The organism is Methylomonas sp. EFPC3 (genome assembly GCF_029643245.1).
GTDB lineage: Bacteria > Pseudomonadota > Gammaproteobacteria > Methylococcales > Methylomonadaceae > Methylomonas > Methylomonas koyamae_B.
Genome location: NZ_CP116398.1, coordinates 913,351 through 927,495 on the forward strand (window position 1 = coordinate 913,351; position 14,145 = coordinate 927,495).

The following is a 14,145-nucleotide window of genomic DNA, read 5'->3' on the forward strand; positions in this document are numbered from 1 at the left end:
GTATTTTCGTTGACTAACAATAATTAACAGAGGTGCACCATGAAAACCAAACCCATTTTGCTGGCGTCTGTCTTGGCGCTAGCCATATCCTCGGCATCGAACGCCGGCCAGGTGTTCCAGGAATCGCAGCCGACCATGAATAGCTTCTGGTGGCCGGAGCAATTGGATCTGACGCCGCTACGCCAGCACGCCGCCGAGTCCAATCCGTTGGGACAAAGTTTTAATTACGCGGCTCAATTCAAAACCCTGGACTTGACGGCGGTGAAAAAGGATATCGCCGGGGTGCTGCATACGTCCCAACCCTGGTGGCCGGCGGATTACGGCAATTACGGGCCGTTCTTCATTCGCATGGCCTGGCATAGCGCCGGTGTTTACCGCATCTTCGACGGCCGCGGCGGCGCCTCCGGCGGCCAGCAACGCTTCGAACCGCTCAACAGTTGGCCGGACAACGTCAACCTGGACAAAGCCCGCCGCTTGTTGTGGCCAATCAAGCAAAAATACGGCGCCAAGTTATCCTGGGCCGATTTGATGGTGCTGGCCGGCAACGTGGCGCTGGAAGATATGGGCTTCAAGACCCTCGGTTTTGCCGGAGGCCGGGCCGACGATTGGGAAGCCGAGGTCGTGAATTGGGGTAGCGAAAAGAAATTTCTGGCCGACGAACGCCATAACGAAAAAGGCGAGCTGACGAAACCGCTGGCCGCCGTGCAAATGGGCCTGATCTACGTCAACCCGGAGGGCCCCGGCGGCAATCCCGATCCGTTGGCGGCGGCCAAACACATCCGCGAAGCCTTCGGCCGGATGGCGATGAACGACGAGGAAACCGTGGCGCTGATCGCCGGCGGCCATACCTTCGGCAAGGCCCACGGTGCACATAAGCCGGACGAATGCGTCGGTAAGGAACCGGCCGCTGCCGGCATCGAACAGCAAGGCCTGGGCTGGGCCAACCAATGCGGTGCAGGCCACGGGGTCGATACGGTCAGTAGCGGCCTGGAGGGGGCCTGGTCGACCAATCCGACCCGCTGGACCCACGATTACCTGACTTGGCTGTATACCTTCGAGTGGCAACAAACCAAGAGCCCTGCCGGTGCGACGCAATGGATTCCGAAAGACGGCAAGGGCGACAACTTCGTGCCGGACGCGCACGATTCGAGCAAACGCCATCCGCCGATCATGTTCACCACCGATTTGGCTTTGAAAATGGACCCGGAGTATCAAAAAATCTCCAAACGTTTCCTGGATGACCCTAAAGCGTTCGAAGCGGCGTTCGCCAAAGCCTGGTTCAAGCTGACCCATCGCGACATGGGGCCGAAAGCGCGTTACGTCGGCGCGGAAGTGCCGGCCGAAGACTTTGTCTGGCAGGATCCTATCCCCAAAGTCGATCATAAACTGATCGATGCCAAGGACGTTGCCAAGCTGAAATCGGCGATTCTGGCTTCGGATTTGACGATTCCGGAACTGGTCAGAACCGCCTGGGCCTCGGCAGCCACCTTCCGCGGTACCGACCTGCGCGGCGGCGCCAACGGCGCGCGGATTCGGCTGGCGCCCCAGAAAGACTGGGAAGCCAACGATCCCGCCGAATTGGCTAAAGTGCTGGGCAAACTGGAAGCCGTCCAAGCCGACTTTAACCGCACTTTGAAAGGCGGCAAGAAAGTGTCGCTGGCCGACGTGATCGTGCTGGGCGGGTCGGCGGCGGTGGAAGAAGCCGCCAAAAAGGCCGGTTACAAGGTGCAAGTAGCGTTCAAACCGGGGCGGATGGATGCCAGCCAGGAGCAAACCGATGCCAATTCAGTCGCGGTGTTGGAACCCAAAGCCGATGGTTTCCGCAATTACTTCGGCAAGGATAATGCGCATTCGCCGGCGGAAATGCTGGTCGAGCGCGCCAACTTCCTGACCTTGACCGTACCGGAAATGACCGTGCTGGTCGGCGGCATGCGGGCACTGGATGCCAACGCCGGCCATAGCAAGCACGGCGTGTTCACCGGCCGGCCGGGCACCTTGAGCAGCGACTTCTTCGTCAACCTGCTCGACATGTCGGTGAAATGGAGCAAATCGGCCGCGTCCGAAGGCATATACGAGGGCCGCGACCGGGCCACCGACCAGGTCAAATGGACGGCCACGCCGGTGGACTTGATCTTCGGCTCCAACTCCGAGTTGCGGGCGGTGGCCGAGGTGTACGCGGCGGACGATGCCAAGCAGAAGTTCGTTCAGGACTTCGCCAATGCCTGGGCCAAGGTGATGGATTTGGATCGTTTCGACTTACGTTAAACGCTCAGCGCTCGACTTGTCCCGGTTCCGGTCAAGTCGAGCGGCCGCGGTTCAAAAAAAGGCACGCTGCGGGCGCCACAACAGCTTAACTTGAGTGCCTATGCGTTTGATTGCAGAGATTACGAATTCCGGATTACAAAGGAGTTATTTATGAGAGTTTTTGGCGGCGTTGGCATTATCGCCTGTTGGCTGGGCCTGACAATAGCGCCGGCCTTGGCGCAAGAATCCGCATTGGATGTCGGTGTCGGCGAACGTTTACTGGTGTTGGCTCCCCATCCGGACGACGAGAGTCTGAGTTCCGCCGGTTTGACACAGCGGGTGTTCGCCAAAGGCGGCTCGGTGCGAGCCGTTGTCGTGACATCCGGCGATGCCTATGTCGATGCGGTAAAAATGGATACCGGCAAAAGCCGTTTGTCTGCGGCCGATTATTTGGCATTCGGCGAAAAACGGCTGGAAGAATCCCGCCGGGCGGCGCAGATTTTAGGCAACGGTTTCCTGCACTTGGATTTAATGGGATTTTCCGACGGTGCGATCTATTCCGCTCTGGTATCGCATTGGCGGCGTAACAGCCCGTTTCGGTCGCAATTCACCGGATTCGACCATGTACCGTATCGCGATAGCCTGGATTGGGGCTACGCGCAAGACGGTAAAGATCTGGTCGCAGAATTGGTGGCGATCATGCAGGAGACCAAACCGACCATCATCAGTTTTCCGGATGTGATGGAAGACGATTCCGACCATGCCGGATTGGGTATGTTTGCATTGTTGGCGGTGCACGAATGGCGGGCGCAAGCATCGGCCGAACAGGTCAACCCGAAAATGTTGGCGTATCTGGTGCATTGGCCGCATTGGCCTACGGGTTCGGATTGGGGCGTCGCGCAGGATTGGAGCAACCAACCCATGCATTTGCCGGAAAATCTGCCGCTACGCGGGCATCGCCGGGTTTGCCTGGATTTGACGCCGACCGAGATCGCCCGCAAGCACGATGCGATTGCCCAGTACGTGACGCAGCAACGCATTATGGCCGATTTTTTGGCCTCCTTCGTTCGCAGTAGCGAATGTTTTACCCAGCTGACGCCGGCGAATACCAATCGGATCGAAGCGGTCATTGAGCATTGGCAACAGGTGCGCAAGGCCTTCAACAACCATCCGCTGGACCGGCGAAAAATTTGACGGGATAGGGCTTGCGGCGGGCTCCGTGGCGATTGCCTCGCGTTGGGCGACGCCGTACCTTCAGGCGCCGGAATTCGCCCACACTCCCGATGTGGGCGATGCAGCCGCCGCTGGCGCTATCAGATTACGCCGCCGCAGAGTCCGGTGACCGGGTTGTAATGTTGTCCTGCCACCGGACAGATAATCCTGAAATTTACGCCCGGCTTGCGGTACTGGCCGATTGAATCCAGCATGAAGTAGGGAACTAACGGCACCGGGCCGTTAAACTGGTAATCCAAACCCACGCTGGAGAAAGGCGCTTTGCCGCCGATGCCGACGAAAAAACCGTTTTTGAAATCGTAGCCGCCGCCGACCTCGCCTTGCAGATAGTCGGCGCCGTTAAAGTATTTCAATCTGATTTGTCCGGGCTGCAGTCCACCCCAAACCCGAAACGAAAACGAAATATCGCCGCCATAGGTATCGCCGTTCGAGCTGATGTTGGCATGGCGGAATCCGACGACCAATTCAGGAATGAAACTTTCTCCCAAAGTCCATTTCAGGCCGGCGTAGCCGTTATCGACATTGCGGTTGCTACGCGAGCTGTTGATCAGCGGCGAGGTATTGACGAAGGAGGCCATTGCCGTACTACTGAATAGTAATGCGGCCGCCGCGATCGGCCCGAAATTGCGGGTATAGAGGAAAGTCATGGTTTTTCTCGTTATTGTTGTTATCGGTTGTCCGAGCGCCGAGCGTTCGTGCCGCACAGTATCGGAGAGATTTCCGCGATCCAACAAACGGATTAGGCAAAATAAGGCTGGGTAGTCACACTTTTGCGAACCGGTTCCGGGATGGTTGTGTTAGCGCCTGCAAATTTTTAGGGCTTGCGGTGTTTGGCTTGGAACCGTCAGAACGGCGTATTGGCCGGGCGCCGGACAGAGGTAATACGATAAAGAGAGTGTTTGTGCCGCGGCAGCTTTAGCCGCGGCACAAGATCGGAAGCTGCATACCGGGCAAACCGGTCTGTGCTTGCCCGGTTGAGCGATAACCGCTTATTCGGCTGCGCTAGCGATTACTGCGGCCGGCCGTTGTTCGCCTTTGCCGATTTCCAGTAAATCCCAGAACAGCAGGCCGCCGCCGGCCGCGGTCATCAGGCCGAACACCATGCGCCAGACCATGGCCTGCATAAACCACGGGTGGTTTTGCGCGGCGAAGTAGCCGGCCCAGGTCGAGCCTTCTACCGCGCGTTCGACGAAAGATTGTTCGTAGCCGGCGATCAACAACGCTACCGTCATGCCCAAGACGCCGACGTTCAATAAAATCGCCGCCGCTTTCCAGCGCCAGCCGTTGGCCAAGTCGCCGCCCATCCAAACGTTACCGCGCGCCTGTTGCGCCGCCAAGTAAAAGAAGGCGATGTTGATCGTGGCATAGGCGCCGAAGAAGGCCAGATGGCCGTGCGAGGCGGACCATTGGGTGCCGTGGGTGTAGAGATTGATTTGCGGCAGGGTGTGCATGAAGCCCCAGACGCCGGCGCCGAGGAAGTTGCCGAAGGTGTGGGCGATGATCCAGGCCAGGGCAGGGTGGTTACTGTTTTTAAAGCGATGGACGCCGGAATCGTAGACCGAATGCACCACCATCGCTACCAGCGGGATCGGCTCCAAGGCCGAGAAAAATCCGCCGATGCTGAACCAATATTCCGGGGTGCCGATCCAGAAATAGTGATGGCCCAAGCCCAGAATACCGGAGCCGAACATCAACGCCACTTCGATATACAACCAGGTTTGCACGATTTGGCGACGCACGCCAAGCAGTTTCATCAGACTCCAGGCCATGATGCAGCCGACCAAGACTTCCCAGGTGGCTTCCACCCAGAGATGGATCACCCACCACCACCAGTATTGGTCGACCGAAATGTTGGTCACGTAAAACATCCCGGCCAGATACAAACCGGCCAAGGCCACCAAGTCCAGCACCAGTACGCCGGCGATGCCGGACCATTGGCCTTTGGCGAAGGTGGCGGCGACGTTGTAGAAAAAGGTCAAGACCACGACGACGATGCCGATGTCGGCCCAGCGCGGCGCTTCGATGTATTCGCGACCTTCGTTGATCAGCCACAGCGAGGTATCGTTGCCGGCGCCGAACTGGATGAACAGATAGACCAGCACGACCAACGTCACCGCGCCGGTCAGCACCCAGAATGCCAGTTGGCCCCACTTCAGACCGACGATTTCGACGCCGCTTTCGTCTTCCAGAAACCAGTAGACCGAGCCGATGAAACCGTACAACATCCACACCACCATGGCGTTGATGTGCACCATGCGGTTGACGTTGAAATCCAGGATTTCGTAAAGAAAACTCGGAAACAAGAATTGCAGGCCGGCCAGCAGGCCGAACAGCAATTGCGCCATGAACAGCACCATGGCGACGGTGAAGTAGTGCACCGCCAGTTTCTGGCCGCCGCTTAAATGCGGATTTGCCATGAACTCGGCGTGACGTTGCTTGCAGCCGGACCAGCAGGCGGCCGTTTTGTCTTGGAAAGTTGTCGCTGTCATCGTCTTATTCCTCTGCGCCAAGTGCTCTGAAATTATGCGGGAAGCCGTTGGTATCGATGGCTGCCATCCATTTCAGGAAAGCGACGATGCCTTCGGCCTCTTGTTGAGTGATCTCCAGATTCGGCATCTTGCGGTTGGAACCGAAGGTGCGGGCGTTCTTTTCCGGATCGAGCAGGAAATTGAGCATCATCTGTTCGCGCGATTCCTTGGCGATCCAGCCCTGGTCCAGCCAGGCTTTGGTCAGATCCGGCGCGTAATAGGCGCCGTTGCCGAGCAGGGTGTGGCAGTTCATACAGTTTTTGGCCTGCACGGTTTTCTTGCCCAGATCGACCAGTTTTTCAGCTTCCTCTTCGCTCAGGATTTTACCGAACAAGGGCGCTTCGGAGCCGATCACGGGCTGGTAACGCTGTTTGGTTTTATCGAAACGGTAACCGACGTCTTGGTTGATCACGCTGTAAGCCGGTACCCGCGGGCCGCCGGTGGAAATTTTCGCCAACGAGTCGAAGGTTAAAATCACTAGCAGTACGAATGAGCCGCCGGTGACCCAGATTGCGGTTTTCTTCCAGAAAGTTTCCGACGCCCAGCGCGGCGGGATGTGTTCAGTCATGGTGGTCTCCTGCTTGGTGAGGGGGATGATGGTCCGGCTGGTGCGTGGCTGCGCACAACCGCCAGATAAAGCGCGGCATCCAGCCGTAACCTAGCGCCATTAGCAACGACAGTACCAGCCAATAGTCGCTGAAATGGTTGACGTAGCTAAAAACAGCGACGCAAACCATCAATGCGAAGTATGTTATCCACGCGGCAACGCCCAGCGACCGGCGGCCGCTGGCCTTGCCCCAGGCAAATAGCGCCGCGTACAGCGTGGCGAGCAAAATAATCAGCGCCGCACTGAAAAAACTCAGAAAAAAGTCGGATAACGCCACCGGTTCTATCAACATCGGTTACCACCGCCAGGTAAGTTTTTAAGGTGTTTTTTAAATGCAGCTTTACGACAAGTGTAAGCGCCATTAACATTTATTTCAAATACAGCGTTGTGAGGACTGGATATGCAACTGACTGCACACACCGATTACGCGCTGCGCGTACTGATTTATCTGAACGTCAATAACGAAAAATTGGTCACGATTACCGAGCTGGCCGAGTTCTTCGGCATTTCCAGAAATCATCTGGTCAAAGTGGTACACAAGCTGGGTGTCAAGGGTTTCATCAAAACCGTACGCGGCAAAGGCGGCGGCATCCGCCTGTCCCGGCCGGCCCAGGAAATCAGTATCGGTAATGTGGTGCGCGAAGTCGAAGGCCGGTTTCAGATGGCAGAATGCTTCAATCCGAAAAAGCAGGGGCTTTGCCCGTTGGAAAATGGGTGCGGCTTGACCGGTCTATTGGGTCACGCCATCGAACAGTTTTTGCAAACCTTGGATAAAGCCGTATTGAGCGACTTTAGCGCTCCGCAGGCTTTGACCAGACGGGCTATCGGTTGAGGTCAGTGCGCTCCGCCGTTAATTTTATTCCTGCCAAAGGCAAACGCCGCCGCTAGCCTTGCTGATTTTTGCCAAACGTTGCTGATGTGCCGACAGTTCGTCGTCACTGCAGGCAATCACCTTCAAACGCGGCCGATCCGCCGGCAACCGCACAATCGCGCGTTCGCCGCCGCCGTCCTGCTGGTCGCCCTCGTCCAGCAATGAAGATTGGCCGCCGGTCATCAACAAATAAACGTCGGCCAGAATTTCGGCGTCGAGCAGCGCGCCGTGCAACTCCCGGTGGCTGTTGTCGATGCCGTAACGTTTGCATAACGCGTCCAGGCTATTGCGGGCGCCGGGATGTTTTTTGCGGGCGTAGGCCAGCGTGTCGAATACGCTGCTGTTGCTTTCCACGGTTCGGGTCTCGCGCGGTAGCTGCGACAGCTCGTGGTTCAAAAAGCCGACGTCGAACGGCGCATTATGGATGATCAGCTCGGCGCCGGCGGTAAACGCCATGAAATCTTCCACCACGTCGGCGAAGCGCGGTTTGTCGCGCAGGAATTCGTTGGTGATGCCGTGGACTTCAATCGCGCCGGCGTCGATTTCCCGATCCGGGTTCAGATAGACGTGGAAATGGTTGCGGGTCAGCCGGCGATTAACCAACTCGACACAGCCGATTTCGATGATTTTGTGGCCTTCTTTCGGGTTGATACCGGTGGTTTCGGTATCCAGAACGACTTGGCGGTGAGTCGGTTTACTCATGCCTTGGCCTCAGGAGCAAAAGTGTTTCAACAATTCGGTTTGCACTTGGTAAAGCGGGTGTTGTTCGTCGTGTACTTGCCGGTATTGGCCGTCGGGACCGAGCAGCCAAGCCTGGGTGTTGTCCTTCAAATAGCCGTCCAGGTCGCCGAGTACGCGTTCGACGATTTTTTTGTCGGCAATCGGGAAGCAAACTTCGACCCGACGGAACAGATTGCGGTTCATCAGGTCGGCACTGGAGGCGTAGACGGCCCAGTCGCCGCCGTTGTAGAAGGCATAAACCCGGGTATGTTCCAGGAAGCGGCCGACGATGGAGCGGACTTCGATATTGTCTGAAACCCCAGGCACGCCCGGCCGCAGGCAGCAAACGCCGCGCACGATCAATTTGATCTCGACTCCGGCCTGCGAGGCGCGATAAAGGGCTTGAATCGCTTGCTCCTCGACCACGGCATTGACCTTGATTATGATCTTGGCCGTTTTACCTTTCTTGGCCTGTTCGATTTCTCTTTCCACCATTTTCAGCAGGCCGTGATGCAGTGTAAACGGCGATTGCAGCAATTTATTCAGTTTGCTGACCTTGCCCAGACTGGTCAATTGCATGAATACCCGGCGCACGTCCTCGGCCAGTTCCTTCTCGCAGGTGAACAGGCCGTAATCGGTATATAGCCTGGCCGTGCGCGGATGGTAGTTGCCGGTGCCGAGATGGACGTAATTGCGTAAGCTGTTGCCCTCCTTGCGCAGCACCATGCACATTTTGGCGTGGGTTTTATACCCGACCACGCCGTATACCACGTGCGCCGCGGCTTTCCTGTAATTTGGCGGCCAGGCCGATGTTGTCCTTTTCGTCGAACCGGGCCCGCAATTCGATCACGACCGTGACTTCCTTACCGGCGCGCGCGGCTTTGATCAGCGCGGCGACGATAGGCGAATCGACACCGGTCCGGTACAGGGTTTGTTTGATGGCCAACACGTCGGGATCGGCTGCGGCCTGCTTGATGAAATCGACCACCGGCGAAAACGATTCGTAGGGATGGTGCAGCAGGATGTCCTGTTTGCGGATGCTGGCGAAGAAGTCTTTGTTGCGGCCGAAGGCCGACGGTACGCTGGGTTTGAACGGCGGAAACTTCAAATCGGGCCGTTCGATCATGTTATAGATGGCTTGCATCCGGCTCAAATTGACCGGACCGTTGGCCAAAAACAATCGATCTTGGGTCAAGTCGAAGCGTGCCAGCAGGAATTGGGTGGTTTCTTCCGGGCAATTGGCGTCAATTTCCAGCCTAACCTCGTCGCCGTAGTTGCGCATCGCCAGTTCGCCTTCCACAGCGAGCAGCAAATCGTCGATCGCGTCGTCGTCGACGAAAAAATCGCTGTTTCGAGTGACCCGGAATTGGTAACAACCTTTTACCGTCATGCCGTTGAACAGGTCGTTGACGAAGGCGTGGATGATCGACGACAGAAACACAAAATCGTGCGGGCCGCTGTCGGTTTCGCTGACCGGCAATTGGATGATGCGCGGCAGCGCCCGCGGTGCCTGCAGCACGGCGCGGCCGCTGTTGCGGCCGAACGCGTCTTTTCCGGTCAACGAGATGATGAAGTTCAAACTCTTGTTCAGGATGCGCGGAAACGGGTGGGCCGAATCCAAACCGACCGGCGTCAGAATCGGCAGCAATTCCTCGTTGAAGTATCTTTCCAGCCAGGCTTTTTGCGACGGCGACCAACGGTCGCGGCGCAGGAAGCGGATGTTTTCGCCTTCCAGCTTCGGGATCAGAATTTCGTTCAGCACCCGGTATTGTTCGGCGACCAGCTCGTGGGCTTTTTGCGAAATTTTCTCGAACTGTTCGTTGATTGTCAGGCCGTCGGCGCTGACCAGATTCGGGTCCATTTCCGCCATCTGTAACAAGCTGGCGACGCGCACCTCGTAGAACTCGTCGAGGTTGGAACAGGATATGCATAGGTAATTCAGGCGCTCCAGCAGCGGGAGTCTTTCGTCCAATGCCTGCGCCAGCACCCGAACGTTGAATTCCAGCAGGCTGTGTTCGCGGTTCAGGTAGAGTTCGGGACTCGTCAAATCGATGGATTCCATGTCTGCTGCGGGTTGGATTGGGTTGAATCGATTATAAAGGAATTTTTTCGGCCTTGGGTTACAGCGGCGCCTCAGGCCTCGAACTTGCTATAATCGCCGCCATCACGCAAATCGGATGCCATTGATGAACTTCCCAACCATTGAGTCTTTTGTCGGAAATACGCCATTGGTGCGCCTGCAACGTCTGCCGGTGGCCGGCGGCAACACCGTTTTATTGAAGTTGGAAGGCAATAATCCGGCCGGTTCGGTCAAGGACCGGCCGGCTGTCAGCATGATCAAGCACGCCGAAGCCCGCGGCGAGATCAAACCGGGCGACCGGTTGATCGAAGCCACCAGCGGCAATACCGGTATCGCATTGGCGATGGCCGCGGCGATCAAGGGTTATAAAATGACCTTGATCATGCCCGACAACATGAGCGCGGAACGGATCGCGTCGATGAAAGCCTATGGCGCCGAGATCATTTTGACCCCGGCAAAACAGAGTATGGAAGGCGCGATCGATTTGGCGCGGGCGATGGAAGCCCGCGGCGAAGGCCGGATTTTGGACCAGTTTGCCAATCCCGATAATCCGCGGGCGCATTACGAAGGTACCGGCCCGGAAATTTGGCGCGACACCGATGGCAAAGTGACCCATTTCGTCAGCTCGATGGGGACTACCGGCACGATTATGGGGACTTCGAGGTATCTGAAGCAGCAAAATCCGGATATTCAAATCGTCGGCGTGCAGCCGGCAGGCGAATCGAAGATACCCGGCATCCGCCGCTGGCCGCAGGAGTATCTGCCGAAAATCTACGACGCCAGCCGCGTGGATCGGATCATCGAAGTCGAGCAATTGGATGCCGAAAACACCACGCGCAGTCTGGCGGCGGTGGAAGGTATTTTTGCCGGGGTCTCTTCCGGCGGTGCCGTGTTTGCCGCGTTGAAATTGGCCGAGCAAGTCGAAAATAGCTTGATCGTCACCATCGTCTGCGACCGCGGCGACCGCTATTTGTCGACCGGCGTATTTCCGACCTGAACCACCTCTTTTAAACTATCCGTCTTCGCATCCTGTCATGTCGGGTCGCGCTCTACCGAGCGGCCCCGACCTAACTTCTACTGATAATGGCCCACAAGAAAAAACTTCCGCTCGAACCCGTCACCGTAACCATCGAATCACTGTCCCACGACGGCCGCGGCGTCAGCCACGTCAACGGCAAAGTGGTATTCATCGACGAAGCCTTACCCGGCGAAACCCTGGATTTTGTCTACACCGACAGCCGCCGCGATTATGCTGAAGGCAAGGTCGTCGAATTGCACGACCGCAACCCGCATCGGGTGGAGCCGGCTTGTCCGCATTTCGGCCGCTGCGGCGGTTGCAGTTTTCAGCATGTCGACGACGCCGAGCAAATTCATTTCAAGGAAGAATTGTTACGCGACCAGTTCCGCCGGATCGGTAAGCTGGAAATCCCGCAAATCTGGGAAGCGTTGACCGGGCCGCATTGGGGTTACCGGCGTAAAGCCAGGATGGGCGTGAAATGGGTGGCGAAGAAGGGTAGGGTGTTGGTCGGCTTTCGCGAACGGCGCAATCCGTTTTTGGCGGAAATCGATAGCTGTAAAGTCATGCACCCTATCGTCGGCGAAAACTTGCTGGCCTTGGGCGAAATGATTGCCGGTCTGTCGATCAAGGACAAGATTCCGCAGATTGAAGTCGCGATCGGCGACAATGACTGCGTGCTGGCGGTGCGGGTATTGGAACCGCCTAGCGCGGCCGACCAGCAGCGCATGCGCGAATATGCCGAAAAGTTGGGGGTGACGATTTGTCTGCAACCGAAAGGCCCGGACAGCATCGTGCCGTTGGATGGGGAAGCCGAAGTCGTGCCGAGTTATGCCTTGGCCGAGCAGGGCGTCAAATTCAATTTTCGCCCGGCGATGTTCACTCAAGTGAACTATGAAATTAACCGGAAGATGGTGAGCCGCGCCATTGAGGCCTTGGAGTTGGGCAAAGACGACCGGGTGCTGGATTTGTTTTGCGGCCTGGGCAATTTCACCTTGCCATTAGCGACCCGCGCCGGCCATGTCGTCGGCGTGGAGGGCGATTTGCCGTTGGTCAACCATGCCAGGGAAAATGCGCGTCTCAACAATCTGCAGAATGTGGAGTTTCACGTCGCCGATTTGAGCAAGGACGTCAAGGATCTGCCGTGGTGCAAGCAAAAATTCGATAAAGTCCTGCTCGACCCGTCGCGGGCCGGTGCGTCTGAGGTTTTGCACAATTTCAAGCATTGGCAGCCGGAACGGATCGTCTATGTGTCCTGCAATCCGTCGACGCTGGCCCGCGACGCCGGTATTCTGGTCAACGAACTCGGCTACAAATTGGTCAAAGCCGGCGTGATGGACATGTTCCCGCAGACCGCCCACGTCGAATCGATTGCATTGTTTGTGAAATGACGGAAGCGTCGGCGGCTTGCTTGATCGATGTGTCGATCGCCGAACAGCGCTTGCGTTTGCTGCAAGCTGGCGAAGTGGCTGCCGATTATCCGGTATCGACTGCAAAAAACGGCCCCGGCGAAAGAAAGGGCAGTTACTGTACGCCGACCGGCTGGCACCGGATTCGGGCCAAGATCGGCGCCGGTTTGCCGATTAACAGCGTGTTCAAGGCTCGGCGTCCGACCGGCGAGATTTACAGTCCCGAATTGTCGATTCAACAGCCGCAACGCGACTGGATTTTGAGCCGGATTCTGTGGTTGGGCGGTTTGGAGCCCGGCAAGAACCGTTACGGCGAGGTCGATAGTGGCTGGCGGTATATTTATATCCACGGCACGCCGGACGAGTTGATGAACGGACAACCGGAGTCGCACGGTTGCGTACGGATGAACAACGCCGACGTGATTGCCTTGTTCGCTGCGGTGCCGGTTGGCTGTCGGGTGTTTATTCATGTCTGAGTCTCGTATCCAAGAGATGACGGGCAACTTAAAACACCGAATCTTGCCTGCCGATCTCGGCGTGCTGCCGGCATGAATCGCGTCGTTTTAGGCATAGAATACGACGGCAGCGCTTACGCCGGCTGGCAATGGCAGCAGAGTAAGCGCACCGTGCAAGGCGAACTGGAACGCGCCTTGAGCAAAATCGCCTGCGCGCCGATCAGTGTGTTATGCGCTGGCCGCACCGATGCCGGCGTCCATGCGCTGGAACAAGTGGTGCATTTCGATAGCCCGGTGCAGCGCGATTTGCGCGGCTGGTTGATGGGTGGCAACAGCCATTTGCCGGACGACATCCGGATTACCTGGGCGCAGCCGGCGGTTGCCGACTTTCACGCCAGATACAGCGCCATCGCCCGAGCTTACCGCTATGTGATTTTGAACCGGCCGACAAAATCGGCCCTGCTGCGCAATCAGGCGACGTGGTGCTATTGGCCGCTGGACGAGCAGCGTATGCACCGAGCCGCTCAGCATTTGCTCGGCGAACACGATTTTTCCTCGTTTCGCGCCCAAAGCTGCCAATCGGTCAGTCCGAACCGATTGATGTACTTCATCGATGTTTATCGCGACGGCGAGAAAGTGGTGATCGATTTATGCGCCAATGCCTTTTTGCATCATATGGTGCGCAATATCGCCGGCGTATTGATCGAAATCGGTAGCGGTAAACAGCCTGAGGATTGGACTGCCGAGTTATTGGTCGCCAAGGACCGTACTAGAGCTGCAATGACGGCGCCGCCCCATGGTCTGCATCTGGCCGCGGTGTATTACCCAAGCGAATATGGCGTCGCCAAACATCCGCTTTTCGATAAGTTGCCGGCTAACGCCAAGCGGTTTGATTGACGCGAACGGTTTGGCCGGCGTTTGCTGGACTGGGACAGCCTTCATTATTTAGGTAGATCGGGGTTGACATGTACGCTGGCGATCTA

12 protein-coding genes and 1 pseudogene are annotated in these 14,145 nt (G+C 57.2%); 7 read left to right on the forward strand and 6 right to left on the reverse strand.

Annotated elements, in window-relative coordinates; all coding sequences use genetic code 11:
• Positions 1 to 39 precede the first annotated feature (39 nt).
• Positions 40 to 2,265, forward strand: a complete 2,226-nt coding sequence (katG, locus tag PL263_RS04045; RefSeq protein WP_278211795.1) for a catalase/peroxidase HPI — start codon at positions 40 to 42, stop codon at positions 2,263 to 2,265.
• Positions 2,266 to 2,415: 150 nt separating this feature from the next.
• Entirely contained in the window at positions 2,416 to 3,438 is a 1,023-nt protein-coding gene (locus tag PL263_RS04050; protein WP_278211796.1) for a PIG-L family deacetylase, read from the forward strand.
• A 119-nt stretch (positions 3,439 to 3,557) separates the two neighbouring features.
• On the opposite strand, the gene PL263_RS04055 is transcribed toward PL263_RS04050, so the two are convergent.
• The 4 genes from PL263_RS04055 to PL263_RS04070 all read right to left on the reverse strand — a co-directional run bounded on the left by PL263_RS04055 (position 3,558) and on the right by PL263_RS04070 (position 6,904).
• Positions 3,558 to 4,124, reverse strand: a complete 567-nt coding sequence (locus PL263_RS04055) for a hypothetical protein (protein WP_278211797.1) — start codon at positions 4,122 to 4,124, stop codon at positions 3,558 to 3,560.
• Between the two features lie 342 nt (positions 4,125 to 4,466).
• Entirely contained in the window at positions 4,467 to 5,894 is a 1,428-nt protein-coding gene (locus PL263_RS04060) for a cbb3-type cytochrome c oxidase subunit I (RefSeq protein ID WP_278212848.1), read from the reverse strand.
• 76 nt (positions 5,895 to 5,970) lie between these two features.
• Complete coding sequence (locus tag PL263_RS04065) at positions 5,971 to 6,573, reverse strand: cytochrome c (RefSeq protein WP_278211798.1); 603 nt, start codon at positions 6,571 to 6,573, stop codon at positions 5,971 to 5,973.
• Positions 6,566 to 6,904: a hypothetical protein gene (locus PL263_RS04070; protein WP_278211799.1), complete on the reverse strand. Its 339-nt coding sequence runs from the start codon at positions 6,902 to 6,904 to the stop codon at positions 6,566 to 6,568. The genes PL263_RS04065 and PL263_RS04070 overlap by 8 nt, the downstream gene beginning before the upstream one ends.
• A gap of 108 nt (positions 6,905 to 7,012) precedes the next feature.
• Between PL263_RS04070 and PL263_RS04075 the strand changes: the two genes are divergently transcribed.
• The gene (locus tag PL263_RS04075) at positions 7,013 to 7,444 is read left to right on the forward strand and encodes an Rrf2 family transcriptional regulator (protein WP_140912946.1); all 432 of its coding nucleotides are present in this window, start codon (positions 7,013 to 7,015) and stop codon (positions 7,442 to 7,444) included.
• Between the two features lie 24 nt (positions 7,445 to 7,468).
• Here PL263_RS04075 and dnaQ read toward each other — a convergent pair whose 3' ends face one another.
• Together dnaQ and ppk1 are read right to left on the reverse strand one after the other, a co-directional pair.
• Positions 7,469 to 8,185, reverse strand: a complete 717-nt coding sequence (gene dnaQ, locus PL263_RS04080; protein WP_140912947.1) for a DNA polymerase III subunit epsilon — start codon at positions 8,183 to 8,185, stop codon at positions 7,469 to 7,471.
• A gap of 9 nt (positions 8,186 to 8,194) precedes the next feature.
• Positions 8,195 to 10,265, reverse strand: a pseudogene (gene ppk1 / locus PL263_RS04085) (polyphosphate kinase 1).
• Between the two features lie 124 nt (positions 10,266 to 10,389).
• Between ppk1 and cysM the strand changes: the two are divergent.
• From cysM to truA, 4 genes are all read left to right on the forward strand, one after another.
• Positions 10,390 to 11,280: a cysteine synthase CysM gene (cysM, locus tag PL263_RS04090; protein ID WP_278211800.1), complete on the forward strand. Its 891-nt coding sequence runs from the start codon at positions 10,390 to 10,392 to the stop codon at positions 11,278 to 11,280.
• 86 nt (positions 11,281 to 11,366) lie between these two features.
• A complete protein-coding gene (gene rlmD / locus PL263_RS04095) occupies positions 11,367 to 12,689 on the forward strand; it encodes a 23S rRNA (uracil(1939)-C(5))-methyltransferase RlmD (protein WP_278211801.1) in 1,323 nt (440 codons plus the stop codon).
• Positions 12,686 to 13,183 (forward strand): L,D-transpeptidase, encoded by a 498-nt coding sequence (locus PL263_RS04100; protein ID WP_278211802.1) that lies wholly within the window; start codon positions 12,686 to 12,688, stop codon positions 13,181 to 13,183. The genes rlmD and PL263_RS04100 overlap by 4 nt, the downstream gene beginning before the upstream one ends.
• A 72-nt stretch (positions 13,184 to 13,255) precedes the next feature.
• The gene (gene truA, locus PL263_RS04105; RefSeq protein WP_278211803.1) at positions 13,256 to 14,059 is read left to right on the forward strand and encodes a tRNA pseudouridine(38-40) synthase TruA; all 804 of its coding nucleotides are present in this window, start codon (positions 13,256 to 13,258) and stop codon (positions 14,057 to 14,059) included.
• Positions 14,060 to 14,145 lie beyond the last annotated feature (86 nt).

Bases quoted from the DNA above. Each gene is read 5' to 3' on its own strand.
- katG (WP_278211795.1), top strand. From the start codon at position 40: ATGAAAACCAAACCCATTTTGCTGGCGTCTGTCTTGGCGCTAGCCATA.
- PL263_RS04050 (WP_278211796.1), top strand. From the start codon at position 2,416: ATGAGAGTTTTTGGCGGCGTTGGCATTATCGCCTGTTGGCTGGGCCTG.
- PL263_RS04055 (WP_278211797.1), bottom strand. From the start codon at position 4,124: ATGACTTTCCTCTATACCCGCAATTTCGGGCCGATCGCGGCGGCCGCA.
- PL263_RS04060 (WP_278212848.1), bottom strand. From the start codon at position 5,894: ATGGCAAATCCGCATTTAAGCGGCGGCCAGAAACTGGCGGTGCACTAC.
- PL263_RS04065 (WP_278211798.1), bottom strand. From the start codon at position 6,573: ATGACTGAACACATCCCGCCGCGCTGGGCGTCGGAAACTTTCTGGAAG.
- PL263_RS04070 (WP_278211799.1), bottom strand. From the start codon at position 6,904: ATGTTGATAGAACCGGTGGCGTTATCCGACTTTTTTCTGAGTTTTTTC.
- PL263_RS04075 (WP_140912946.1), top strand. From the start codon at position 7,013: ATGCAACTGACTGCACACACCGATTACGCGCTGCGCGTACTGATTTAT.
- dnaQ (WP_140912947.1), bottom strand. From the start codon at position 8,185: ATGAGTAAACCGACTCACCGCCAAGTCGTTCTGGATACCGAAACCACC.
- cysM (WP_278211800.1), top strand. From the start codon at position 10,390: ATGAACTTCCCAACCATTGAGTCTTTTGTCGGAAATACGCCATTGGTG.
- rlmD (WP_278211801.1), top strand. From the start codon at position 11,367: ATGGCCCACAAGAAAAAACTTCCGCTCGAACCCGTCACCGTAACCATC.
- PL263_RS04100 (WP_278211802.1), top strand. From the start codon at position 12,686: ATGACGGAAGCGTCGGCGGCTTGCTTGATCGATGTGTCGATCGCCGAA.
- truA (WP_278211803.1), top strand. From the start codon at position 13,256: ATGAATCGCGTCGTTTTAGGCATAGAATACGACGGCAGCGCTTACGCC.